The organism is Streptomyces sp. NPDC005774, assembly GCF_042871645.1.
GTDB classification, from domain to species: Bacteria; Actinomycetota; Actinomycetes; order Streptomycetales; family Streptomycetaceae; genus Streptomyces; species Streptomyces pratens.
In genome coordinates, this window is the sequence record NZ_JBIAIV010000003.1 from 25814 (window position 1) to 49940 (window position 24127).

24 protein-coding genes are annotated in these 24127 nt (G+C 71.7%); 15 read left to right on the forward strand and 9 right to left on the reverse strand.

The features are described 5' to 3' along the window. Window positions 1–244: 244 nt before the first annotated feature. A complete protein-coding gene (locus ACFYQA_RS04060) occupies window positions 245–1285 on the reverse strand; it encodes a heavy metal transporter (RefSeq protein WP_388911206.1) in 1041 nt (346 codons plus the stop codon). Window positions 1286–1367: 82 nt separating this feature from the next. Here ACFYQA_RS04060 and dapE point away from each other — a divergent pair, with 82 nt between their 5' ends. Further along, window positions 1368–2447 carry a succinyl-diaminopimelate desuccinylase gene (gene dapE / locus ACFYQA_RS04065; protein ID WP_386396462.1) on the forward strand — a complete coding sequence of 360 codons (1080 nt, stop codon included), beginning with the start codon at window positions 1368–1370 and terminating at the stop codon, window positions 2445–2447. Window positions 2448–2603: 156 nt separating this feature from the next. Further along, complete coding sequence (locus ACFYQA_RS04070; protein WP_388911210.1) at window positions 2604–3362, forward strand: TIGR00730 family Rossman fold protein; 759 nt, start codon at window positions 2604–2606, stop codon at window positions 3360–3362. A 336-nt stretch (window positions 3363–3698) separates the two neighbouring features. On the opposite strand, the gene folP is transcribed toward ACFYQA_RS04070, so the two are convergent. Further along, entirely contained in the window at window positions 3699–4559 is an 861-nt protein-coding gene (gene folP, locus ACFYQA_RS04075) for a dihydropteroate synthase (RefSeq protein ID WP_386396528.1), read from the reverse strand. A 140-nt stretch (window positions 4560–4699) separates the two neighbouring features. Here folP and ACFYQA_RS04080 point away from each other — a divergent pair, with 140 nt between their 5' ends. Next, complete coding sequence (locus tag ACFYQA_RS04080) at window positions 4700–5056, forward strand: DivIVA domain-containing protein (protein ID WP_388911766.1); 357 nt, start codon at window positions 4700–4702, stop codon at window positions 5054–5056. After that, window positions 5053–5637, forward strand: coding sequence for a DNA-3-methyladenine glycosylase I (locus ACFYQA_RS04085; protein ID WP_388911213.1), 585 nt, complete (start codon window positions 5053–5055; stop codon window positions 5635–5637). Before ACFYQA_RS04080 ends, ACFYQA_RS04085 begins: the two co-directional genes overlap by 4 nt. Window positions 5638–5768: 131 nt before the next feature. On the opposite strand, the gene ACFYQA_RS04090 is transcribed toward ACFYQA_RS04085, so the two are convergent. Then, complete coding sequence (locus ACFYQA_RS04090; protein WP_388911216.1) at window positions 5769–6572, reverse strand: enoyl-CoA hydratase/isomerase family protein; 804 nt, start codon at window positions 6570–6572, stop codon at window positions 5769–5771. Window positions 6573–6950: 378 nt separating this feature from the next. Here ACFYQA_RS04090 and ACFYQA_RS04095 point away from each other — a divergent pair, with 378 nt between their 5' ends. Then, window positions 6951–7118, forward strand: a complete 168-nt coding sequence (locus ACFYQA_RS04095; protein ID WP_003966491.1) for a DUF3117 domain-containing protein — start codon at window positions 6951–6953, stop codon at window positions 7116–7118. 121 nt (window positions 7119–7239) lie between these two features. On the opposite strand, the gene ACFYQA_RS04100 is transcribed toward ACFYQA_RS04095, so the two are convergent. Then, window positions 7240–7938: an O-methyltransferase gene (locus ACFYQA_RS04100; protein WP_388911769.1), complete on the reverse strand. Its 699-nt coding sequence runs from the start codon at window positions 7936–7938 to the stop codon at window positions 7240–7242. A 219-nt stretch (window positions 7939–8157) separates the two neighbouring features. Here ACFYQA_RS04100 and sigE point away from each other — a divergent pair, with 219 nt between their 5' ends. The 5 genes from sigE to ACFYQA_RS04125 all read left to right on the forward strand — a co-directional run bounded on the left by sigE (window position 8158) and on the right by ACFYQA_RS04125 (window position 13869). Continuing rightward, window positions 8158–8874, forward strand: a complete 717-nt coding sequence (gene sigE, locus ACFYQA_RS04105; protein ID WP_388911219.1) for an RNA polymerase sigma factor SigE — start codon at window positions 8158–8160, stop codon at window positions 8872–8874. Then, on the forward strand, window positions 8871–9908 hold the full coding sequence (locus ACFYQA_RS04110) for a zf-HC2 domain-containing protein (RefSeq protein ID WP_388911222.1): 1038 nt from the start codon (window positions 8871–8873) through the stop codon (window positions 9906–9908). Before sigE ends, ACFYQA_RS04110 begins: the two co-directional genes overlap by 4 nt. Window positions 9909–10101: 193 nt before the next feature. Beyond that, window positions 10102–12231 (forward strand): trypsin-like peptidase domain-containing protein, encoded by a 2130-nt coding sequence (locus ACFYQA_RS04115; RefSeq protein ID WP_388911225.1) that lies wholly within the window; start codon window positions 10102–10104, stop codon window positions 12229–12231. Window positions 12232–12488: 257 nt separating this feature from the next. After that, a complete protein-coding gene (locus ACFYQA_RS04120; RefSeq protein WP_388911227.1) occupies window positions 12489–12947 on the forward strand; it encodes a sec-independent translocase in 459 nt (152 codons plus the stop codon). 247 nt (window positions 12948–13194) lie between these two features. Beyond that, window positions 13195–13869 carry a hypothetical protein gene (locus ACFYQA_RS04125; RefSeq protein ID WP_388911230.1) on the forward strand — a complete coding sequence of 225 codons (675 nt, stop codon included), beginning with the start codon at window positions 13195–13197 and terminating at the stop codon, window positions 13867–13869. A 182-nt stretch (window positions 13870–14051) separates the two neighbouring features. Here the strand turns inward: ACFYQA_RS04125 and ACFYQA_RS04130 are convergent, their stop codons facing one another. From ACFYQA_RS04130 to ACFYQA_RS04140, 3 genes are read right to left on the reverse strand one after another with little or no spacing between them, the layout of a single operon-like run. Continuing rightward, window positions 14052–15185 (reverse strand): Mrp/NBP35 family ATP-binding protein, encoded by a 1134-nt coding sequence (locus ACFYQA_RS04130; protein WP_388911233.1) that lies wholly within the window; start codon window positions 15183–15185, stop codon window positions 14052–14054. Window positions 15186–15228: 43 nt separating this feature from the next. Continuing rightward, window positions 15229–15840, reverse strand: a complete 612-nt coding sequence (locus ACFYQA_RS04135; RefSeq protein WP_388911236.1) for a DUF1003 domain-containing protein — start codon at window positions 15838–15840, stop codon at window positions 15229–15231. Next, the gene (locus tag ACFYQA_RS04140; RefSeq protein ID WP_388911239.1) at window positions 15830–17215 is read right to left on the reverse strand and encodes a magnesium transporter MgtE N-terminal domain-containing protein; all 1386 of its coding nucleotides are present in this window, start codon (window positions 17213–17215) and stop codon (window positions 15830–15832) included. The genes ACFYQA_RS04135 and ACFYQA_RS04140 overlap by 11 nt, the downstream gene beginning before the upstream one ends. Window positions 17216–17485: 270 nt before the next feature. Between ACFYQA_RS04140 and ACFYQA_RS04145 the strand changes: the two genes are divergently transcribed. Continuing rightward, window positions 17486–18268 carry a hypothetical protein gene (locus ACFYQA_RS04145; protein ID WP_388911242.1) on the forward strand — a complete coding sequence of 261 codons (783 nt, stop codon included), beginning with the start codon at window positions 17486–17488 and terminating at the stop codon, window positions 18266–18268. Window positions 18269–18303: 35 nt separating this feature from the next. Here ACFYQA_RS04145 and ACFYQA_RS04150 read toward each other — a convergent pair whose 3' ends face one another. Continuing rightward, window positions 18304–18825 carry a hypothetical protein gene (locus tag ACFYQA_RS04150; RefSeq protein WP_388911244.1) on the reverse strand — a complete coding sequence of 174 codons (522 nt, stop codon included), beginning with the start codon at window positions 18823–18825 and terminating at the stop codon, window positions 18304–18306. A gap of 137 nt (window positions 18826–18962) precedes the next feature. Beyond that, window positions 18963–20081, reverse strand: coding sequence for a magnesium and cobalt transport protein CorA (locus tag ACFYQA_RS04155; RefSeq protein ID WP_388911247.1), 1119 nt, complete (start codon window positions 20079–20081; stop codon window positions 18963–18965). A 580-nt stretch (window positions 20082–20661) separates the two neighbouring features. On the opposite strand from ACFYQA_RS04155, the gene ACFYQA_RS04160 reads away from it, so the two are divergent. The 4 genes from ACFYQA_RS04160 (at window position 20662) to ACFYQA_RS04175 (ending at window position 24045) form a co-directional block, all read left to right on the forward strand. Further along, window positions 20662–21246 (forward strand): suppressor of fused domain protein, encoded by a 585-nt coding sequence (locus tag ACFYQA_RS04160; RefSeq protein ID WP_388911250.1) that lies wholly within the window; start codon window positions 20662–20664, stop codon window positions 21244–21246. A gap of 335 nt (window positions 21247–21581) precedes the next feature. Continuing rightward, complete coding sequence (locus tag ACFYQA_RS04165) at window positions 21582–22226, forward strand: DUF6758 family protein (protein ID WP_388911252.1); 645 nt, start codon at window positions 21582–21584, stop codon at window positions 22224–22226. Window positions 22227–22415: 189 nt separating this feature from the next. After that, the gene (locus ACFYQA_RS04170) at window positions 22416–23273 is read left to right on the forward strand and encodes a PHP domain-containing protein (protein WP_388911255.1); all 858 of its coding nucleotides are present in this window, start codon (window positions 22416–22418) and stop codon (window positions 23271–23273) included. 166 nt (window positions 23274–23439) lie between these two features. Further along, window positions 23440–24045, forward strand: a complete 606-nt coding sequence (locus tag ACFYQA_RS04175; RefSeq protein ID WP_388911258.1) for a MarC family protein — start codon at window positions 23440–23442, stop codon at window positions 24043–24045. The last annotated feature ends 82 nt before the right edge of the window (window positions 24046–24127 follow it).

The window sequence follows — 24127 nt, forward strand, 5'->3', positions numbered from 1 at the left end:
CGTAAAGAGTTGGCAACGTGTCGCATTATCGGGTACGCCGAAAAGCGGACGAACAGTACGCCGTTCGACGGGCTGCCGAATGGTTACAGCGCCCAAGCCCCAAGGAGTCCGGCGAACCGGGGGCGAGGACGCGTAAACCCGCTCACCACGTCAACGTCCCGGCCCTCGGAGCAACCTCTAAGGGTGAGCCATCGGGCAACCGTGCGGAGGGCTGTACGGCCCACTGCGCGGCCTGCCGGGCGGGCTACTCCGCGGTCGTGATCCGGACCGCGGAGTAGTCCGCACCGCCGTCCGCGCCCGCGGAGTTCCTGCCGTCCTCGTCGCCCTCGCCCTCGCCGTCGACCGGGGTCCACCGGCCGCCGTCGTCCCCGGCGGTCCACTCCCGCCCCGCATACGACACCCGCTCCATGTGCAGCGCGGAGGCGTTGGCCACGGCCCAGTGCGCCAGCTGCCAGCCCTGAGTCCTGGCCTTCCGGCCCGGGTCCGCCTCGGTGGACACCGACAGCGTCATGGTCCGCCCGTCGGAGTCGGAACTGAAGCCGGTGCCGGAACCGGAGCCGGGGTCGCCGTTTCGGGGGGTGGAGGGGCCGGGGCTCGCCGCGTCGCCGACCTCGGCGCCGGCCGGTTCCAGGTTGTCCCGTCCGAAGTCCCGGAGCAGCGCGTCACGTACCGCGTCCGTCCCCGCTGCACGGGTCGCCCCCGGACGGCCCTCGCAGGTCAGCGTGGCCTCCGAGTTGCCGGTCAGGGCGGCGGCCAGCAGGGTGGCGTCCGGCTCATGCTTGGCGTACGCCTGCGGGAAGCCGCTGAGCTGCACCCGCTGGGCGGCGACGGTGAGCGGCAGCCGGGTGTACCCCGGCACCTCCTCCAGCCCCTCGTAGAACTTCCCCGCGGAGTACGCCGGGTCCATGATCTCCTCCGGCGTGCCCCAGCCCTGCGAGGGGCGCTGCTGGAACAGGCCGAGCGAGTCACGGTCGCCGTAGTCGATGTTGCGCAGCGCCGACTCCTGGAGGGCCGTCGCCAGCGCGATCGCCACGGCCCGCTCGGGCAGGTCGCGGGCGGTACCGACGGCGGTGATCGTCGCCGCGTTCACCGCCTGCTCGGGCGTGAACGCGTATGTGGCTCCGTCGTCCTTGGCGGACACGACCCGGCAACCCGGGCCGCTCGTCCCGCCGCCCGTGTCGTACCGGACCACCAGGTAGCCGGCGACCCCGAGAAGTACCACGGAGGCCGCCCCGAAACGGAAGAGGCGGCCCCGGCGCTTGGAAGGAAGCGGTGACTCTGACACGCGTAACAAGGTACTGGAGAGTAGGAGCCGTGTGTTCCGGGTGTGGACAGTGGGCCCGGACCAGCGCGTTAGGGTCGTCGCCATGGCCGATACACCGCTTGACCTCACTCTGGACGCGGCACGCCTGACCGCGCGGCTCGTCGACTTCCCCTCCGTCAGCGGCACCGAGAAGCCGCTCGCGGACGCGATCGAATCCGTCCTGCGACCCCTGCCGCACCTCACGGTCGACCGGTACGGCAACAACGTCGTGGCCCGTACGCACCTGGGACGCGAGGAGCGCGTGATCCTCGCCGGTCACATCGACACGGTCCCCATCGCGGACAACGTCCCCTCCCGGCTCGACGAGGACGGCGTGCTGTGGGGCTGCGGCACCAGCGACATGAAGGCGGGCGTGGCCGTCCAGCTGCGCATCGCGGCCACCGTCCCCGCCCCCAACCGGGACCTCACCTTCGTCTTCTACGACAACGAGGAGGTCTCCGCGGACCTCAACGGCCTCAAGCACGTCGCCGAACAGCACCCCGACTGGCTGGAGGGCGACTTCGCAGTCCTCCTCGAGCCCTCCGACGGCCAGGTCGAGGGCGGCTGCCAGGGCACGCTCCGGGTGCTGCTGAAGACCACCGGCGAGCGCGCCCACTCCGCGCGGAGCTGGATGGGCTCCAACGCGATCCACGCGGCATCCCCCATCCTCGCCCGCCTCGCCTCCTACGAGCCGCGCCACCCGGTGATCGACGGCCTGGAGTACCGCGAGGGCCTGAACGCGGTGGGCATCTCCGGAGGCGTCGCCGGCAACGTCATCCCCGACGAGTGCGTCGTCAGCGTCAACTTCCGCTACGCCCCCGACCGCTCCGAGGCCGAGGCCCTCGCCCACGTCCACGAGGTCTTCGCGGACTGCGGCGTGAGCGAGTTCGTCGTCGACGACCACAGCGGCGCGGCCCTGCCCGGCCTCTCCCACCCGGCCGCGGCCGCCTTCATCGAGGCGGTCGGCGGCACACCCCAGCCCAAGTACGGCTGGACGGACGTCTCCCGCTTCTCGGCCCTCGGCATCCCGGCGGTCAACTACGGCCCCGGCAACCCGCACCTGGCGCACAAGCGGGACGAACGCGTCGAGACGGCGAAGATCCTCGCAGGGGAGGAGCGGCTGCGGTCCTGGCTGACCGCGTGAGCACACCACCCCGACGGAGCGTTTGGAACGCTGTCCCGCGGACATGCTGACGTCCCCCAGACGTAACCCTCGTGGACCTACGCTGAGGTGGAACGACCTCTCCCCGTCCTCTCGGCGATCTCCCGAGCCGGGGAGACCGGAACGGAGGGAGCACATATGGCTACTGGTAACCCCGAGGGCAAGCCGATCCCACCGGAGGAGCAGCGGCTGGGCCCGGTGCTCCGCAGGCGGGACCAGGTCCAGAAGAGCACCACGGACCAGCGGCTGCTGGACGGGCGTGCCCCCTCGGACTGGGTGCACACCGACCCCTGGCGGGTGCTGCGCATCCAGTCGGAGTTCATCGAGGGATTCGGCACACTCGCCGAGCTGCCCCCCGCCATCAGCGTCTTCGGCTCGGCACGCACACCGGGGGACTCACCGGAGTACGACGCCGGCGTCCAACTGGGCCGGGGCCTGGTCGAAGCGGGCTTCGCCGTCATCACCGGCGGCGGCCCCGGCGCCATGGAGGCGGCCAACAAGGGCGCCTGCGAGGCCAACGGCGTCTCGGTCGGCCTCGGCATCGAGCTGCCCTTCGAGCAGGGGCTCAACAGCTACGTCGACATCGGCCTGAACTTCCGGTACTTCTTCGTCCGCAAACTGATGTTCGTCAAGTACTCACAGGGCTTCGTCGTCCTGCCCGGTGGCCTCGGCACCCTCGACGAACTCTTCGAGGCGCTGACCCTGGTCCAGACGCAGAAGATCACCCAGTTCCCCATCGTCCTGTTCGGCACCGACTACTGGGGCGGCCTGGTCGACTGGCTGCGTGGCACGGTCATCGCCCAGAGCAAGGCAGCCGAGAAGGACCTCCTCCTCTTCCACGTCACGGACGACGTGGAAGAGGCGGTGGCCCTGGTGTCCAAGGAAGCGGGCCGCTGAGCAGGCGAGAACCCATCGACTCCCCGGCCCTCACCCCCTCGGCCCACCGAGCGGGGTGTGGGTCGGTGGTCTTCTTCCCGGTCCGGCGAGCGGTGTGCGGGCCGGGTCTTCTTGGCCTACCGGGTGGCGTATGGGCCGGAGGTCCTTCACGTCCCCCGAGCAGCCGTCCGGGCCGGGGGCACTTTTCGACTCACCGAGTCGGGTGGTGGGTGGGCAAAGGCCGGGGCCCAGGGGCGGAGCCCCCGGCGGGGTGTGGGGCGGGGCCCCATGCCCAGGGTCCAGGGGCGCCGCTCATGGAAACGGCGTAGGGGCAGAACCGTCACCCGGGGCGGAGCCCTACGCGAGCCCCCGCCGGGCCACCGCAGGGGCACGGTGGCCCGCGATGGACGCCACCATGTCCAGCACCTGCCGCGTCTCCGCCACCTCGTGCACCCGGTACACCCGCGCCCCCAGCCACGCCGACACCGCGGTCGTCGCGAGCGTTCCCAGCACCCGCTCCTTGACCGGCCGGTCCAACGTCTCCCCGACGAAGTCCTTGTTGGACAGCGACACCAGCACCGGCCACCCGGTGGCGACCATCTCGTCCAGCCGCCGTGTCGCCTCGAGACTGTGCCGGGTGTTCTTGCCGAAGTCGTGCCCGGGATCGATCATCACCGACTCCCGCGGCACGCCCAGGGACACCGCGCGCTCCGCCAGCCCCAGCGTCCGCTCGAGGATGTCGGCCATCACGTCCTCGTACTCCACCCGGTGCGGCCGGGTCCGCGGCAGTGCGCCTCCCGCGTGGGTGCACACCAGCCCCGTGCCGTACCGCGCGGCGACCTCCGCGAGCCGCGGATCGACCCCGCCCCAGGCATCGTTCAGGACGTCCGCCCCCACCTCGCACACGGCCTCGCCGACCTCGTGCCGCCAGGTGTCCACGCTGATCACGATGTCCGGGAAACGCCGCCGCACCTCGGCGACGAAACCGACCGTGCGCCGCGCCTCCTCCTCGGCGGAGACCTCCTCGCCCGGGCCGGCCTTCACCCCGCCGATGTCGATGATCGCGGCGCCCTCGGCCACCGCCTGCTCCACGCGCGTGAGTGCCGGTTCGTCGCGGAAGGTCGCGCCCCGGTCGTAGAAGGAGTCGGGGGTCCGGTTCACGATCGCCATGATCACCGGCTCGTGCGGTGCGAATTCCCGCCTGCCCAGCCTGAGCATCCCCAAAGACCTCTCTTCGTCGGTGCGGTCCGCCGGCCGTCCCGGCCGCCTGTGACCCTGACTGTCAGACTCGCATGGCACGATCGGAGCCACACATCCGACTCCGGTTCGATCCAACCCTGGGGACCACAGCGATGGTTATGTTCTTGTTCCTGGTCGTCGCGCTCGCCGTCGTGGTCGCCGCGGTGACCCTCGCCGTGGTGGGCGGCGGAGGGAGCGGCCCGCTGCCCGACGCGGCCCCCGACCGGCTGAGGGACACCCTGCCGCTGGACCGCCCGGTCAGCCGCGCGGACGTGGACGGCCTTCGCTTCCCCCTCGCCGCGCGCGGCTACCGCATGGCCGACGTGGACGACGCGCTGAGCCGCCTCGGCGCCGAGCTCGCCGAGCGCGACGCCCGGATCGCCGACCTGGAATCCGCGCTGGCCGGAGCCCGTGCCGTCGCGGCCCACCTCGCCCTGGACAAGCCCGCCGCGCGCCAGGAGGGCGACCAGCTGTGACCGACGGGGCCGCTCTCGCAGGTCCGGACGGCGCACCGCGCTGCCCCTGGGCCCTGTCCACCGAGGACTACATCGCGTACCACGACGAGGAGTGGGGCCGCCCGGTCCACGGGGACGACGCCCTGTTCGAGCGCCTCAGCCTGGAGGCCTTCCAGTCCGGCCTGTCGTGGCTCACGATCCTGCGCCGCCGTCCGGGCTTCCGTACCGCCTTCGCCGGATTCCGGATCGCGGCCGTCGCGGAGTACACCGACGCCGACCGGGAACGCCTGCTGGCCGACGCCGGCATCATCCGCAACCGCGCCAAGATCGACGCGACCCTGGGCAACGCGCGCGTGCTGGCCGGGTGGGCGCCCGGCGACCTGGACACCTTGATCTGGTCGCACGCACCCGACCCGGCCGCCCGCCCGGTACCGGTGACCCTCGCCGACGTCCCCGCGATCACCCCCGAATCGACGGCGCTGTCCAAGGCCCTGAAGAAGCAGGGCCTGCGCTTCGTCGGCCCGACCACGGCCTACGCGCTGATGCAGGCCTGCGGCCTGGTCGACGACCATCTGAGGGGCTGCGCGGCCCGACAGGCCTGACCCCTCGAAGGCGAGCGCGCCACGCCGCAGGCCGCCCGGGCCTGCCGCTCCTGGATCTGCTGCTCCCGGGCCTGCTGCTCCCGGGCCTGCCGCTTCTGGACCCGCCCCTCCCGGGTCTGCCGCCCCCGGAGTCAGCGGCCTTGGTACTGCGGCTTCTCCTTGTTGACGAAGGCCTGCACGGCGATCGTGTGGTCCTCGGAGGCGCCCGCCCGGGTCTGGAGCTCGTCCTCCTTCTCCAGGGCCTCCTCCAGGGAGTGGGTGAGCCCGTACGCCACCGACTCCTTGAGCGCCGCGTACGCCACCGTCGGCCCCGCGGCCAGCGCCCGCGCCGTCTTCTCCGCCTCCGCGCGCAGCTCGGCGGCCGGAACCAGCCGGTTCGCGATCCCGAGGTCGTACGCCTCCTGGGCCGTGATGCTGCGGGGGAAGAGCAGCAGGTCGGTGGCGCGGCTCGGGCCGACGACCCGCGGCAGCGTCCAGGAGATCCCGGAGTCCGCGGTCAGCGCGACCCCGGCGAACGACGTGTTGAACGCCGCCGTGTCGGCCACGATCCGGTAGTCCGCCGCCAGCGCGAAGCCGAAGCCCGCCCCGGCCGCCACCCCGTTCACCGCGGCGACCACCGGTTTCGCGGCCCCGGCGAGCGCCTTCACGATCGGGTTGTAGTGCTCGCGCACCGTGCTCATCGTGCGCCCGCCGCCGTCCTCCCGGTCGGCGACCAGCAGCCCGATGTGCTCCTTGAGGTCCTGCCCGACGCAGAACGCCCGGTCGCCGGCGGCGGTCAGCAGTACGGCCCGCACACCCTCGTCGTCCGCGGCGGCCCGGACCGCGTCCCGGAGAGCGGCCTTCGCCGCCACGTTCAGCGCGTTCATCGCCTCCGGGCGGTTCAGCGTGATCGTCGCGAGTCCGTCGCTCACCTCGTAGAGCACGGTGTCGGCCATGGTGTATCCCTCCGCGTCGCGGCTCGTGGACCTACCCGTCAGTACGTCCCTGTGCAGGACAGCATGACGGAGATCGCCGACGCCGGAGCGGGGTCCACGTGTGACCTGCGTCAAAGAATTCCGGACCGATTTTCTTCGGGGGAGTGGCGTAAGGGGGCGCAGTATCGCAGCCACATTGCCGAATTGGGTGGTTTTGCTCGCGCGCGTTGCCCAAGCGATGCCGACCGATGTTGGTCATCGGGTCCTGAGATGCGGGATAATGGCCTGGAAGCAATGTGTTCGATGCCGGTGGCGTGTGTCCTGCTTCAAGGACCGCAGGTGCCCTTCAGTGGGCCGTCGGCTAGACGGTTGAGCTGGGTTTCAGGAAGGGGAACGAGCATGGCGGCCATGAAGCCGCGGACGGGTGATGGCCCGCTCGAGGTGACCAAGGAGGGGCGGGGCATCGTCATGCGCGTTCCGCTCGAAGGCGGCGGGCGGCTCGTCGTCGAGCTGACCCCGGATGAGGCCGACGCGCTTGGCGACGCTCTCAAGAAGGTCGTCGGCTGACGCGCGAGCGACCATACCCTTTCAGTCGCCCCGGTGCCGCATGCGGCACCGGGGCGACTGTTTGTGCAGGTCGGAGCGGTGACGGAGGGGTCCGTCACCGTTTCGCGTCCGGAGCCGTCCGCTACCGCTTCACCACACAGAGCAGGCCGTCACCCACGGGCAGCAGGGACGACACCAGCTCCTGGCTCTCGCGCAGGGCCCGCACCAGTTCCCGTAGCCGCAGCACCTCGGTGGGCTGCGGACCGGAGTCCACCGTCCGGCCGTTCGCGAAGACCCCTTCGAAGGCGACCAGGCCTCCCGGGCGCAGCAGACGCAACGACTCCGCGAGGTAGTCCTGGTACTCGAGCCGGTCCCCGTCGCAGAAGACGAGGTCGTAGCCGGAGTCCGCGAGGCGGGGCAGGACGTCCAGCGCCCGCCCGGGGATGAAACGGGCCCTGTTGGCGGCGAAGCCCGCCGTGCGGAAGGCCTGGCGGGCGGACTGCTGGTGCTCCGGTTCCTGGTCGACCGTGGTCAGCACACCGTCCGGCCGCATCCCGTGCAGCAGGTGGATCCCGGAGACGCCGCAGCCGGTGCCGATCTCCGCGACCGCCTTGGCGTCCACGGTGGCCGCGAGCAACCGCAGGGCCGCACCCGTACCGGGCGACACCGAGCGCAGCCCTGCCTCCTGGGCCCGGTCCCGGGCCCAGTGCAGCGCCTCGTCCTCGGCGACATAGGCGTCCGCAAACGCCCAGCTCGTCTGCCGGTTGGCGGTAATGACCCTCTCCTGTCCCCGTGGTTGCCTCGGCGTGACTTTATCCGTTGACGCCGGGAACCCACTGATGGGACCGGTCGTTTACAGGGAAGAGCGAGCGGCGTGTGCCGTGAAGGGGGTGGGCGTATGAGCGGGGACACCGAGCAAGTGCTGACGCGGGCCCACGAGCCGTGGCAGCCCACATCAATTTCTCGTAAAACCGCTTATCCGGAGCTAACGGGCGAGGTGGCTATGGTAGGGGCTCTACTGGACACCACCAGAGCCGATAGGGGAGGTGCGGCTGCGCCTATGGATCGGGGAGGAGTGCTGAGGCGCTTCCTTGGATCGGCGGGCAGGCCGAAATTCGTGAACGACACCGCTGCTGACCACAGCCACGCCGCTGAGCCGGCCCAGACCGCGAGCTTCTCCACCGACGCGGACGGGCAGGCGTGGACTCCGCCCACGTGGGAGGAGATCGTCAGCATGCACAGCGGCCGGGTCTACCGGCTCGCCTACCGTCTCACCGGTAACCAGCACGACGCGGAGGACCTCACCCAGGAGGTCTTCGTCCGCGTCTTCCGCTCGCTGTCGACGTACACACCGGGCACCTTCGAGGGCTGGCTGCACCGCATCACGACCAACCTCTTCCTGGACATGGTGCGCCGCAAGCAGCGCATCCGTTTCGACTCGCTGGGCGACGACGCGGCCGAGCGGCTCCCCAGCAAGGAGCCCACCCCCCAGCAGGTCTTCAACGACACTCACTTCGACGCGGACGTCCAGCAGGCCCTCGACACGCTCGCGCCCGAATTCCGTGCCGCGGTCGTCCTCTGTGACATCGAGGGACTGTCGTACGAGGAGATCGCCGCGACCCTCGGCGTCAAACTCGGCACGGTCCGGTCCCGGATCCACCGCGGGCGCTCCCAGCTGCGCAAGGCCCTCGCTCACCGCTCGCCCCAGGCGCGCACGGAGCGCCGCTCCTTCGTGCCGCGTGTTCCCGCACTGGGAGGAGGGGGCGCGAGCACGTGAGTGGTTCACGTCCGAAACCTGCCGAGGGACACCTCGCAGAGGAGCACCTGGGAGACCGGCTTTCCGCCCTGGTGGACGGAGAGCTCGGTCATGACGCGCGTGAGCGCGTACTGGCGCATGTCGCCACCTGCGCGAAGTGCAAGTCGGAGCTGGACGCGCAGCGCCGCCTGAAGAACGTCTTCGCGCAAGTCGCCCCCCCGCCCCCGTCCGAGAGTTTCCTGGCCCGCCTCCAGGGCCTTCCGGCGGGCGGAGACCTCGGCGGCGGCTCGCCACTGGACGACGCAGGGCTGCCGGGCGACCTGTCCGTGCAGCTCGGTCGGCTGCCCGGAGCCTTCGGGACCGGCGGCAGGCGCGGTGAGCGGTTCGAGTTCGCCTACACGCCCGCCCGGCGCCCCTCCTCCCTGCTCCTGCCTCCGTCGGACGCGGTGTCGGCGGACCGGGGCTTCCGTATCCATGACGTCGGCCGGCACGAGCAGGACCGCTCCTCCTCGCGCGGGATGCGGTTCGCCGCCGCCGCGGCAGGGGCGGTGTCCCTCGCGGCGATCGCCCTCGGTGGTGTCGTCACCCTCACACCCGTCGACGCGGAGGTCCGCGGCTCGGGCAGCGGCAGCAATGTGACCCCGCTGCGCACCCAGGGCAGCGCAGCGGCAGCGACGCCCGATTCCCAGCGCCGCCGTGGCTCCGCCCCCCTGCCGGGCCAGTCGCAGGGCCAGAGCACGCGGGGCGGCGCCCCGGCCGCCCCGACCCAGGCGTCCGCGCCGCTGCTCCCCGGGACCCCACCGCCCGTCCCCCGGGAGCACCGCCCCCTGGCGGCCACCCCCGTCATGGCCGACGCCGCCTCGACGGCCCCGCTGATACCGCCGTTGTCCCTGACCGAGTGGGAGACGACCCCGGGGCTCAAGACCCCCGGCGGCTTCCCCACCGCCGCGGCCTCGTCGTCCCCCACTTCCCCCACTTCCCCCACTTCCTCCACTTCCTCCACACCCTCCGGCGGCGCGACCGCGGCTCCCGCCCCGCCACTCCCTCCCGCATGATCCGCAGACCGGTGCATCGGCCTGCGCACTGGTCTGCGTACCGCCCCCGTCCGCTGCGCACGGGCGTGCGAACCTGATTGAATCCAGGTGGCGCGCCCGAGTCCATGGAGCCGGGTGCCGGACCAGGAGCTCCGAGCCGCGGAGGCGTACGGAGCCACCGATTCGACGATCTGCGGCCGGCTGTGGGGAGAGCATGAACGAGGGGAAGCCCCCGAAGACGAGCCCATCGGGGGAGCGGGAACAGCCGGTCGAGCCGGACCGGGACGGAGACTTCGAGCTGGAGCGACCGGCGCCGCCGGGTGGCAACGCCGGTTCCGACGGTCCCGGCGGCGCGGACCTCACCGACGGTGCCGGTCCGGCTCCTGCCCCGGTGGACGCACCGAAGGACGCCGACTTCGAACTCGCCCGGCCCGCAGCTTCCTCGGCCGAGACGGGGGGCGACTACGAACTGGGCCGGCCTCTGAACGCCGAGAGGACGGAAGCCGGCGTACCCGCGGAAGCCGGCGTACCCGCGGAGGGCGCCGCACCCGCGGGAGCCGCCGAGCCTCGCGAGCCCGACGTGGCCACGGAGCCCGCAAGGCCCGCAAGGCCCGCGGAGCCCGCAGAGTCCTCCGGGCGCTCCGGGCGCTCCGGGCGCTCCGGGTTCTCCGGGTTCTCCGGGTTCTCCGAGTCCGTCGTACCCGAGTCCGTCGTACCCGAGTCCGTCGTACCCGAGTCCGTCGTACCCGGTTCCTTCGGAGACCGGTCCGAGCAGCCCCGGCCGTTGCACGACCCCGATCCCTACAGCACCCCGCCGTACGGTGAGCCGGGGCCCTGGGCGCCCGCGCCCCCCGTTCAGCATCCGGCGGCAACTCCCGCGCAGGACATGTCGGTTCCCGCTCCGGCACCGTCCCCGGCGGCGAGCACACTGCCGTACGGAATGCCCGTGCCCGGCGCGCCGGTTCACGGCGCGCCGGAACCCGCTGCCGCTGCCCCCGTCCTGCCCGCCCCCGGTGTCCCCGGACCGGGCGCCCCGGACGCGAGCCACCCCGCACCCGCGCCCACGGTCGAACCCGCGCCCGCACCCATGCTCCCGGCCCCGGGCGCTCCGGCCGTGGAGAGCCAGGCGCCGGCCGACCCCTGGCAGCGTTACGACCCCTGGGCCGCCGCCGCGGTGAGTGCCCCGTTGCGGCAGACCGGGGGCGTGGTCGACACGGAGGACGGGCGGCGCAAGCGGGCCAGGAGGAAACTCGTCGGCCTCATGCTGCTGGTCGCGCTCCTCTCGGGCAGCGTCGGCGGAATCGTCGGCACCCAGCTGGAACGCGGCGGCGGTGTGGGTGCCGTGGAACTCCCGCAGGCCGAGGAGGAGCCCGCCGGACGGGAACCCGGAAGCATCGCCGGGATCGCCGCGCAGGCCCTGCCCAGCGTTGTCACCCTGCACGTCAGCGGGGCGGCGTCGGCGGGCACCGGTACCGGATTCGTGCTCGACGGCCGCGGACACATCCTCACCAACGACCACGTCGTGCAGCCCGCCGGACGCGACGGCGAGATCACCGTGACCTTTCACAGCGGCGACACCGCCGAGGCCACGGTCGTCGGCCGGGACAGCGGCTACGACCTCGCCGTGGTGAAGGTCAAGGGCGTCAGCGGGTTGGCTCCCCTGCCCCTCGGCAACTCGGACAACGTGCAGGTGGGCGACCCCGTCGTCGCCATCGGCGCCCCCTTCGACCTGGCAGGCACGGTCACCGCCGGCATCATCAGCGCGCGCGAACGCCCCATCACGGCGGGCGGTGGGCAGGGCGACGGCAGTGACGTGTCGTACGTCGACGCCCTGCAGACCGACGCGCCGATCAACCCCGGCAACTCCGGCGGCCCCCTGCTCGACGCCGAGGGCCGCGTGATCGGCATCAACTCCGCCATCCGCTCCGCAGCCGACGGCGGCGGTGAGGCCGAGGGCGGCCAGGCCGGTTCCATAGGCCTCGGCTTCGCCATCCCGATCAACCAGGGCAAGCGCGTCGCCGAGGAACTGATCAACACCGGCAGGGCGACCCACCCGGTGATCGGCATCACCCTGGACATGGACTACGCCGGCGACGGCGCCCAGGTCGGCACCGAGGGCAGCGACGGCGGGCCCCCGGTCAGCACCGGCGGGCCCGGGGACAAGGCCGGGATCAAGGCCGGCGACGTCATCACGAAGGTCGACGGGCAGCGCGTCCACTCCGGTGAGGAACTCATAGTCAAGACCCGCGCACACCGCCCCGGAGACCGGCTGGAGCTCACCCTGGAACGGGACGGCAAGGAGCGGGAGGTCTCGCTGGTCCTCGGCTCCTCCGGCGGCGACTAGACATCGGCCGGCACGACGGCCGGCACGACGGCCGGGACGACGGCCGGGACGGCAGCGTGGTGACGCGGGAGGCGTGGCAGGCACGGAAAGGCGAACAGCCGGCGAAGACCGTACCCGTCACGCATCCGGAGGCCCCGGCACAGTACCGGCCGTGCGGGGAGGCCGGGTACCGTGGACCCGGCCCGGACCACGGAAGACCGCACGGGCGCGTCGACGCACTGACCACCGAGGGCCGAGGACATCGCAAGGAGCTTCAGGTGTTCAATGACATAGGACCGCTCGAGCTGGTGACGCTCGTCATCCTCGCCGTGCTCGTTTTCGGTCCGGACAAGCTCCCCAAGGTCATCCAGGACGTGACCAGGACGATCCGGAAGATCCGCGACTTCTCGGACAGTGCCAAGCAGGACATCCGCGAGGAACTGGGTCCGGAGTTCAAGGACTTCGAGTTCGAGGACCTCAACCCCAGGACGTTCATCCGCAAGCAGATGGACAACGACGACCTGGGACTCAAGGAGATCCGCAGCGGCTTTGACCTGAAGAAGGAGATGGCCGAGGTCACGGACGCCGTCCAGGGCCGCGACCCCGAGTCCTCCCCGTCCTCCCCGTCCTCCCCGGCTTCCTCCGCGTCCTCCTCGGGTGGTCGCCTCGACATGACGAAGAAGCCCGAGAAGGCGGCCGCCGACGATCGTCCGCCCTTCGACTCGGACGCCACCTGAGCCTCGCCCGGCGCGGCCGCGGTCAGCTGCGTGGGGGTGTACGCCCCCATGCGTGTGACGCGTTTCATACTCCGTCGAAGCCCGCACGGCCCGAACCGGACGTCCAGGCGGCCCACGCGCCGGGCGGTCTTCCGGGCACGCGCCCACGAGGTGGCTATGCTGCCCCAGTTGTTGCGCGGTCCGGACGAGTACGCCCGAAGGGGGGCGGGCCGCCCCCGGTCCGACGAGAGCGAGGAGGCGTCCGGACATGGAGATGACGAGTCGGGCAGTCGCGCAGGCGTCGGCCGCGGAGGACGGACGACCGGTCCCCTCCGCCTGGCGTACGGTCGACGGCTACCTGAGCGCGCCCTTCCCGTGGTACGGCCTCGACGAGGCGTTCACGGGGCGGCGCTGGCTGATGAAGGTCGGCACCGCGGCGGACGGGGCCGTCGAGCACGGATCGATCGGGCACGGTGACGAGCCCTCGGTGCGCAGCGAGTACACGGCCCAGAGCGGCCAGGAGACCAAGGAGAAGTTCGCGGTCGCCGTGACGGTGGCCGCCCATCCGGTGCGCCGTAGCGCGGACGGCACCGGCATCATGGAGGCCACCTCCGTGTCCTCCGCGGCCTGGCTCGCCGGGGTGGGGCTGCTGTCGTTCACCTGGCCGGGCCAGATGGACCACTCCCTGCGCGACGACTGGCTGGAGCAGCAGACGGAGACGGCCTGGGTGCTGGCGGACGACCTCGACGGACCGGACTGGTCGACGCTTTCCCTTCCCGTGGACGGGGTGCCGACGCCGTTCCACTACCGGGAGTCCGAGTTCGGCTGGGTGCTCGCGGGATCGACGCGGGCGGGCGTGCACGTCGGTGCGTACGGCCGGGGCATGAGCGCGTACGGCCTGGGCTTCGCCGTGGTCAAGGACATCACCGCCTACGCGTCCTGAACGGGAGCGTACGGCTCGGGGAGCCATGGGGCTCGGGGAGCATGCGGCCCGGTCCGAGCCGCGGAACGTAGTACCGCCGTCCCTGCACGGCGAAGGGCGCCGCCCCGAAGGACGGCGCCCCGGCCGGACGCGGCACAGTGGCCCTCAGGGCCCCGTACGGGCGCCTGGAGCGCCTGGAGTGCTCAGAACTTGTTCCGGGGCGTGATGCCCAGCGCCAGGCCCGCCAGGCCGCGCTGACGCCCGCCGAGCTTGCCGGCGATCGAGCGGAGCGCCGAACCCGCGGGCGACTCCGGGTCGGACAGGACGACCGGCCTGCCCTCGTCGCCGCCCTCGCGCAGGCGCAGGTCGATGGGGATGGAACCGAGCACCGGGACATTGGCCCCCGTGGTGCGGGTCAGTCCGTCGGCCACCGACTGGCCGCCACCGGTGCCGAAGACGTCGACCATCTCGTCGCAGTGGGGGCAGGGCAGACCGGACATGTTCTCGACCACACCGACGATCTTCTGGTGGGTCTGCACGGCGATGGAGCCCGCCCGCTCGGCCACCTCGGCCGCCGCCTGCTGAGGCGTGGTGACGACCAGGATCTCGGCGTTCGGCACGAGCTGCGCGACCGAGATCGCGATGTCACCGGTGCCCGGCGGCAGGTCGAGCAGCAGCACGTCCAGGTCGCCCCAGTACACGTCCGCCAGGAACTGCTGCAGCGCGCGGTGCAGCATCGGGCCGCGCCACACCACCGGCGCGTTGCCCGGGGTGAACATGCCGATGGAGATGACCTTCACGCCGTGCGCGGACGGCGGCATGATCATGTTCTCGACCTGGGTCGGACGCCCGTCGGCACCCAGCATGCGCGGCACCGAGTGACCGTAGATGTCGGCGTCCACGACGCCCACCTTCAGGCCGTCGGCCGCCATCGCCGCCGCCAGGTTCACCGTCACCGACGACTTGCCGACCCCGCCCTTGCCGGAGGCGACCGCGTACACCCGGGTCAGGCTGCCCGGCTTCGCGAAGGGCACCTCGCGCTCGGCCTGGCCGCCGCGCAGGGCGTTCGCCAGCTCCTTGCGCTGCTCGTCGCTCATCACGTCCAGCGTGACGTCGACGCGGGTGACGCCCTCGACCTCGGCGACCGCGTCCGTCACCCGCTGCGTGATCGTCTCCCGCATCGGGCAGCCGGAGACCGTCAGGTACACGGTGACCGAGACCGCTCCGTCCGCCCCGATCTCCACCGACTTGACCATTCCGAGTTCGGTGAGGGGCCGGTTGATCTCGGGGTCGTTCACTGTCGCCAGTGCCTCGCGCACCGCGTCTTCCGTAGCCATGGTGTCGATGGTACGGCGCTCCGTGCATCCCCCGGTAAGCCCGCTACTGGTCGTCTGCGTCACGTCCCGGAGACCGTTGCGCCCGCATTGCCGCGATGGAGCCGTGATGGTCCCGGTGTCCGTTCTGCCGCTCCTCGAGCTCCTTCATCCTCTCCTGGAGCTCCGAGCGGATCCAGTCGCGCGTCGCGACCTCCCCCAGCCCGATCCGCAGGGCGGCGATCTCCCGCGTCAGATACTCGGTGTCCGCGATCACCCGCTCGTCCTGCTTGCGGTCCTGCTCCAGGTTGACCCGGTCACGGTCGTCCTGCCTGTTCTGCGCCAGCAGGATCAGCGGGGCGGCGTACGAGGCCTGGAGGGACAGCACCAGGGTCAGGAAGATGAACGGGTACTGGTCGAACCGCAGTTCCTCCGGCGCGGAGACGTTCCACACCAGCCACACGATGATGACGACCGTCATCCAGACGATGAACCGGCCGGTCCCCAGGAAACGCGCGATCCGCTCCGACAGGCGCCCGAAGGCCTCCGGGTCCCACTCGGGCAGCAGCCGGCGCCTGGGCGGGCGCGGCTGGTCCAGCCGTGGCGTCCGCACGCGGCCGGCGGCCGTGGCGCCCGCCGGGTGACGCTGCTCGCGCATGCCGTCGCGCTCAGGTGCCATCGGTCACCACCCCCTCGCCGTCGTCCCTGACGTCCCTGCCGTTCGCGCCATCGGTACCGTTCGCGTCGGCCGCGCCTCTCGTGCCCTCCGGGCCCCCTGCATCGTCCGGGGCTTCGTCGTTCAGATGGAACTCGGTCTCCCGCCAGTCGTCCGGCAGTATGTGGTCCAGTACGTCGTCGACCGTCACCGCGCCCAGCAGCGCTCCCGTCTCGTCGACCACGGGCGCCGCCACCATGTCGTACGCGGCGAAGAACCCGGCCACCACGGGCAGCGCCGCATCCGGCGCCAGCGACTGCAGATCCTCGTCGAGGATCGAGCCGACCAGCGTGTACGGGGGGTCGCGCAGCAGCCGCTGGAAATGGACCGTGCCCAGGTACTTGCCGGTCGGGGTCTCCTCCGGCGGACGGCACACATAGATCTGGGCCGCGTGTGCCGGGGACAGGTCCGGGTTGCGGATACGGGCCAGGGCGTCGGCGACGGTCGCGTCGGGCCTGATGACGATCGGCTCGGTCGTCATCAGACCGCCCGCGGTGTGCTCCTCGTACGCCATCAGGCGCCGCATGTCGGCCGCGTCATCGGGCTGCATCAGGCTCAGCAGCCGCTCCTTGTCCTCCTCGGGCAGCTCGGAGAGCAGGTCGGCGGCGTCGTCCGGGTCCATGGCCTCCAGGACGTCCGCGGCGCGCTCCTCCTTCAGCTTGCCGAGGATCTCCACCTGGTCGTCCTCGGGCAGTTCCTCCAAGACGTCCGCGAGGCGGTCGTCGTCCAGAGCGGCGGCCACCTCGGCGCGGCGCTTGGCGGAGAGGTGGTGCAGGACATTGGCCAGGTCGGCGGGGCGCAACTGCTCGAACGTGGCGAGCAGACTCTCGGCGCCCTGCCCCTGCTCCTCCAGCGAGAACCCGCTGACCGCCGACCATTCGACGGTCAGCGTCTCCCCCTTGCCCCGCCGAAACGTTCCACCCTTCTTGCCCTTGCGGACGAACACCCGGTCGATCACCCACCCCCGGCGGGCCGGCAGCTGATGCACCGACAGGTCCAGGACGGTGACCTCCTCACCGGTCTCCACGAGCGTCACCCTGCGGTCCAGGAGCTCGCCGAAGACGAGCCGTTCGGTGGGCCGCTGCTCGAAGCGCCGGACGTTGAGCACCCCGGTGGTGATGACCTGGCCGGACTGCACGGCGGTCACCCGGTTCATGGGCAGGAAGATGCGGCGCCGGCTGGGGAGTTCGACCACCAGACCGAGCAGTCCCGGCGGACGCCCGCCCACCCGCAGCATGACGACCAGGTCGCGCACGCGCCCCACCTGGTCGCCGGCCGGATCGAAGGCGGCGACGCCGGAGATGTGGGAGACGAAGAACCGGTGGGCGCCCGCTGCCATGCGGCGGCTCCTTTTCGTACGGGGCGGTGCTGCCGTGCGTGTGTGCTGCTGCTTGCTCAGGTTCTGCCGTCCTGCCGTCGTCCTGCCGTGCCGTCCTGTCTGTCGTTGAGCCGGTTGTCCGGATGCCCCGTTCGGGCGGCTTCAGGCTAGCCCGTCCCGATCAGCGATGCTCCTGCGGCCGGTCCGGACGGACTGCCTCCGACCGGCCGGTACGCCCCCGGTACTCTGCGGTACGCCGTTCAGGTCCCCGTCAGAGAGGCAGCGCAACCTGTGACTCCGATCTCCCCGGGCCGTTCACGCACAGCCACGCTGGCGAGTGCCGTGTGCGTGCTGCTCGTGACCGGCATGGCGCTCACGGGATGTTCCGAGGAAGAAGACCCGAACAAGGGCACCAACGGCGTCGGCAGGCTGTCCGCCGCCGAGATCCAGAACAGGACACGGACGGCAGCCAAGTCGGTCGACACCGTGCGGCTGCACGGAAACGTCGTCACCAGCGGGCGTACGTACACGCTCGACATGCGGCTCAAGCCCGAGGGCGGCATCGGATCGGTCACCGCCGGGGGGCAGACGTTCCGGTTGCTGAAGGTCGACGACCAGCTCTTCCTGAAGGCCGACGCCAAGTTCTGGGGCCAGGCGGACGGCGGGGCCGGCGAGGACGGCGCGAAGGGCGAGGGCGGCGCGTCGGACGCGGCGGCGGCCGGCAAGCTCGCCGAGAAGTATGTGAAGGTGCCCGAGGGCGACCCGTCGTACAAGAAGTTCATCGGGTTCGCGGACAAGGATGTTCTCCTCAACAGTCTGCTGACCCTGCACGGCACCCTCGCCACCGACGGCCACCACGAGCAGGGCGACGTCCGCACCATCCGCATCACCGGCGACGAGGGTTCCGGCGGCACCCTGGACGTCTCCCTCGAGGGCAAGCCGTACCCGCTGCGCCTGGTGCGCGCCGGCAAGGCGGGCACCCTCACCTTCTCGGCCTGGGGCGCCGACTTCGCCCTGGAGCAACCGGCCAAGGACGAGACGCTGGACTACGAGGGCCAGCTCCCGACGTCGTAGCAGGACCGGGCGGAGCGAGCGGGCGGAGCGACCGGTCAGCGGCGCTTCCCGCGCCCCACCAGCAGCCGGGGCAGGCCCGCGGGGGCCGGGTGCCGGGTCGTCACCGGGGTCGGCAGCGGCGGCTCGGCCAGGGAACCTTCGGGCAGCGGTGCCGTCACCCCGGTCGGCTCCAGGCGCAGCACCCGGCACTCACGCGCCCAGCGCTCCGTCATCGCCTCGCCGTCGGGCGCGTTGAGCCGCTTGCCCTTGAGCACGGCGACCGCCGCCCCCCACTGCTCGGACCCGGAGGGCAACTCCACGACCGTCGCAGCCCAGGAGACCAGCCGGCCGCCCTTGTCCTTGCTGCGGACCGTCACCTCGGCCGGCCCGCCGTCCGCCAGCCCCGGCAGCGGCTGCTCCCCGGGACCGTCGCCGACCAGGCACATCGCACCCTCGTGCCACACGTGCCACAGCGGCCGGGCCGGGCCACCGGACCCCCGGACCCAGACGAGGCCGGACTTCTTGGTGGCCTCCTCGACGAGGGCCCGGTCGAACAGCGCACTGGTCGCACTTGTCATGGGACCAGCCTATCCAGGACCTCCGAGCGGGATTCCGGGTCCGGGGGCCGATCCCGGAGTCCGCCCCGGCTCTGACACCGGAGCCCGCCCCGGCTCTGACCCCGGCTCCGGTCCCGGTCCCGGTCCCGGTCCCGGTGTCAGAGCCAGCCGTTGCGCTTCAGCGTGCGGTGGATGCCCAGGCAGAGGGCCACGGTCACGCTGAGGATCACCGGGTAGCCGTACTTCCAGTCCGTCTCCGGCATGTAGTCGAAGTTCATGCCGTACACCCCGCAGACCATCGTCGGTACGGCGATGATGGCCGCCCACGAAGTGATCTTGCGCATGTCCTCGTTCTGCGCCACGGAGGCCTGCGCGAGATTGGCCTGGAGGATGGAGTTGAGCAGCTCGTCGAAGCCGATCACCTGCTCGTGCACCCGGGCCACGTGGTCGGCGACGTCCCGGAAGTACTTCTGGATCTCCGGGTCGATCAGCCGCATCGGCCGCTCGCTCAGCAGCTGCATGGGCCGCAGCAGGGGCGACACCGCCCGCTTGAACTCCAGCACCTCCCGCTTGAGCTGGTAGATCCGTCCGGCGTCGGTGCCGCGCGGGGTGCCTCCCCGGTCCGGCGAGAACACCTCCGTCTCCACCTCGTCGATGTCGTCCTGCACCGCGTCGGCGACCGCGATGTAGCCGTCGACGACGTGGTCGGCGATGGCGTGCAGGACCGCCGAGGGGCCCTTGGCCAGCAGCTCGGGGTCCTCCTCGAGGCGGTGCCGCAGGCCCCGCAGGGAACCCTGGCCGCCGTGCCGGACGGTGATGAAGAAGTCCCGGCCGGTGAAGCACATCACCTCACCGGTCTCGACGACCTCGCTGCTGGAGTTGAGCCGGTCGTGGTCGAGGTAGTGGATGGTCTTGAAGACTGTGAAGAGCGAGTCGTCGTAGCGCTCCAGCTTGGGCCGCTGGTGGGCCTGGACGGCGTCCTCCACGGCCAGCGGGTGCAGTCCGAACTCGCGGGCGATACCGGCGAACTCGTCCTCGGTCGGCTCGTGCAGGCCGATCCACACGAAGCCCGAGTCCCGGCGCACCAGGCGCATCGCCTCCTGAGGGGTGAGCGGGCTCCCGGTCTCCACACGGCGGCCGTCGCGGTAGATGGCGCAGTCGACGACCGCGGTGGTCGTCGCCGGGTCGCGGGTGGTGTCGTACGGGGCGCTGCTCTCCTTGCGCAGCGGGGCACGGGAGGGACGGACCACGGCACGCAGGTCGCGGATCATCGACATGGCGGGCTCCTTCGCGAAACGGGCAACGAAAGGCGCCGGCGCAACGGGTGGAACCACCCGGAATGAGGACGTCCTGACCAGAGATGACCCGGCCTCCGGGAAAGGCCCGGGCAGGGGATGTTTGGCACGTCCACAAAGCGGGGAGCACCGCACCGTCGCGGTGGCGAGTCTCGTTGCTGATGCAGCTAATGGGGCAGATCAGTCGGAACGAAACGAAATGCTCTTCCGATGAAGACGCGATGATGCGAGGTGGCAGCCGGAACGGAGCAGCTACATCAACGGATGGAAGAGCGGGTGCTACTGCACGGTCGACTTCGGTCCATGCCAGCCCCACCTCCTCCGGCCGGTCCCTCGTAAGGGACGATCCTCATCCCCTGAGGGGATTCCCCCGTAGGGGGAGTGTCATAGCGGTACCGGGGCTCAGGCGGACTCTCCCAGTGCCCCGAAAATGCCCTGCCGGGCCTGGGCGTTGCCTGGAGGGCCTACTGCGTGCTGCCCCGAACCACCGGGCCAGACTAGCAGCCGCCCCCTGTGTCAAGGCGCCGCTTCGCCTGCTGCCGATGAGTTCTATGCTCGCCGCATGGCAGATGTTCTTCCTCTGGTCGAAGCCCGGTTGGTCACGGCTCTGGGCGAGCCGGACGCGCGCGCGGCGGTCACCTTCCTGGGTACGGACCGCGTCGAGGTGCTGCGCTTTCAGGAGGGTGACATCGTGCGCTACGCCACCCTCGGTATGTCCGCGCGGCCCATGGCCGACCCCACGGCGGTGATCGCGGATCCGGTCGCGGGCCCGCGCGCGGAGCTGGTGCTGTCGGTGCGCAGCGGTCTCGCCGACACCGACAAGGTGCTCCGCCCGCTCGCCGTGCTCGCCGCGTCCCCACAGGTCGAGGGCGTGGTCGTGGCCCCCGGCGCCTCCCTCGACGTCGGCGAACCGCTGTGGCCCGGGGCCCCGTTCACCTCGGTGCTGGTCGCCGAACCGGGCGGCCTGGTGGAGGATCTGGAGCTCGACGAGCCCATGGAGCCCGTACGGTTCCTGCCGCTGCTGCCCATGACGCCGAACGAGGCCGCCTGGAAGCGGGTGCACGGCGCCCAGGAGCTGCAGGAGCGCTGGCTGACCCGCGGGACGGACCTGAGGCGCCCCACTCGCACCTCCGTCGCGCTGGACTGACGTGCTCCCCGCCGGGGTGACCGGCCGCCCGCCGAAGTGAGCAAGCTCACCTGTGCCGGTCCGTCAACGATGCTTCGGGGCAACTCGGTTGGCGAGGGCGAGGGCGAGGGCGAGGGCGAGGGCGACGGCGACGGCGACGGCGGTCGGATGTCGGCCGGGGGCGGCCGGGCCGGTCGGTCGTGGCGGCGCGCACGCCACTGACGCGGGCACCGGATGCGCGGTGCCGTGGTCCGAACCGGTCGGTGTGGACCGTTTCCGGTCCCCGGGTGATCGGTTCGGTCCAGACGGGTGATCGTCCTTGACGTGGGGGGTCGGGGGTAGGACCGTGGGGCCCTATGAGGGGCGAACCCAGTTGCCCGAAGTGTGGTGGCCGGGTCAGGGCTCCCGGCCTCTTCTCCGATGCCTGGCAGTGCGAGGTGCACGGCATGGTGCATCCGGTCCAGCCCGTGATACCGCCGAGCGTCGAGGCACTCGACGTCGTCGTGCACCGTACCCGGGTACCGGTGTGGATGCCGTGGCCGCTGCCGGTGGGCTGGCTGTTCACCGGGGTGGCCAGCGCGGGCGACGACCGCAGCGGCGGCCGCGCCAGCGCCGTCGCGTGCACCGGACCAGGACCGCTCGGCGGCATGGGCGAGCTGATCCTCGTGGCCGAGGAACTCGGCGTCGGGCTCGGCGCCCGGTACGCGGGCGTCGACGGCCCGGACCCGGGGCCGTACCTGGACGTCGAGAAGCCCGCCGACGCCAAGGTGCTGGCCGCCGGCCGCCCGACCCCGCTCTGGCACGTTTCCAGGACACCGGACGACCGGACCGTCTTCGCGGGCGAGGCGCTCGGGATGTGGCTGTGGGCGGTGCTGTGGCCCGAGCAGTCCGGGCTCCTGATGTACGACGAGCTGGTCCTCACCGACCTCCGGGAGGCCGGGGCCGAGGCGGAGCTGGTGCCCTGCGGGGCGCTGTCGCCGCGGCTGATGGAGAGGCCGTGACGGGGGCGGCGGGAGGACCGACGCGCAGGGGCGGTGCGGAGGAGCGGCGCGGAGTGCGCCCGCAGGGGCGCGGGCACGGGGTACACGTGTAGGGGGTGCCGGGCGGGTTCGGGTGTGACAGAAGCGTGCGGAAGTGCGGTTATCCTGAAGCGTCCCCCGTCCGCCCGTCACCGCTTGGAGCAACACGTCGTGCGTATCGATCTGCACACCCACTCCACCGCGTCCGACGGTACGGACTCCCCGGCCGGACTGGTCCGCGCGGCCGCAGCCGCCGGTCTCGACGTCGTCGCGCTGACCGACCACGACACCACCCGCGGCCATGCCGAGGCCCTCGCCGCGCTCCCCGAGGGGCTCGCGCTGGTGACCGGCGCCGAACTCTCCTGCCGGTACGACGGCATCAGCATGCACATGCTGGCCTACCTCTTCGACCCCGAGGAACCGGCGCTGCTCGCCGAGCGCGAGCTGGTCCGGGACGACCGCGTGCCGCGGGCCCAGGGCATGATCGCCAAGCTGAACGGCCTGGGGGTGCCCGTCACCTGGGAGCAGGTCGCCCGGATCGCCGGCGACGGCTCGGTGGGCCGCCCGCACATCGCCACGGCACTCGTCGAGCTGGGCGTGGTGGAGACGGTGAACGACGCCTTCACCCGGGAGTGGCTGGCGGACGGCGGCCGGGCCCACATGACGAAGCACGAGACCGACCCCTTCGAAGCGATCCGGCTGATCAAGGGCGCGGGCGGAGTGGCGGTGTTCGCCCACCCGGCCGCGAGCAAGCGCGGCCGGACCGTACCGGAGTCCGCCATCGCGGAACTGGCCGAGGCCGGTCTCGACGGCATCGAGGTCGACCACATGGACCACGACCCCGACACCCGGGCGCGGCTGCGGGGCCTCGCGAAGGAACTGGGGCTGCTCGTGACCGGGTCCAGCGACTACCACGGCAGCCGGAAGAGTTGCGTGCCCGGCGAGTTCACCACTGACCCCGAGGTGTACGGCGAGATCACGCGCCGCGCGACCGGCGCGTTCCCCGTGCCGGGGGCCGGCGGCGCCTGAGCCGCCCGTACCTCCTCGGGTCCGCCCCGTGCCGGGGCGGCGCCCGCTTTCCCCCTGAGCTTCCTCGTTGAGCACCCCTGAGCGCGCGCCTTCCCGAGTGCCGCCCGCCCACTGCTCACTGCTCTCCCTCACCCCTCGTTTCGTTTCGTTTCCCAGCAAGGCAGACATGTTCGACGTCGCCGTCTTCGGCTCCCTCTTCCTGACTCTCTTCGTCATCATGGATCCCCCCGGGATCACCCCGATCTTCCTGGCCCTGACCGCGGGCCGGCCCGCCCAGGTGCAGAAGTGGATGGCCTTCCAGGCCGTCTGCGTGGCCGGTGGCGTGATCGTCCTGTTCGGACTGATCGGGCAGCAGATCCTCGACTACCTGCATGTGTCCGTGCCCGCACTGATGATCGCGGGCGGGCTGCTGCTCCTGCTGATCGCGCTCGACCTGCTCACCGGCAAGGCCGACGAGCCCCAGCAGACCAAGGACGTCAACGTCGCTCTGGTCCCGCTCGGCATGCCGCTGCTGGCCGGGCCCGGCGCGATCGTGTCGGTCATCCTCGCGGTGCAGAAGGCCGGCAGCACCTCGGCCCAGGTGTCGGTGTGGGCGGCGATCCTCGCCATCCACGTGGTGCTGTGGCTGGTGATGCGGTACTCGCTGCTGATCATCCGGGTCATCAAGGACGGCGGGGTGGTCCTGGTGACGCGGCTCGCGGGCATGATGCTCTCCGCGATCGCCGTACAGCAGATCATCAACGGGGTCACGCAGGTGGTCCGGGGCAGCTGACCGCACCCGCCCCGCGTCCCGTACCCGCCCGGTACCCGACCCGCCCCGCGCCCGGTACCCGCCCCGCGTTCCGCAGGACGCA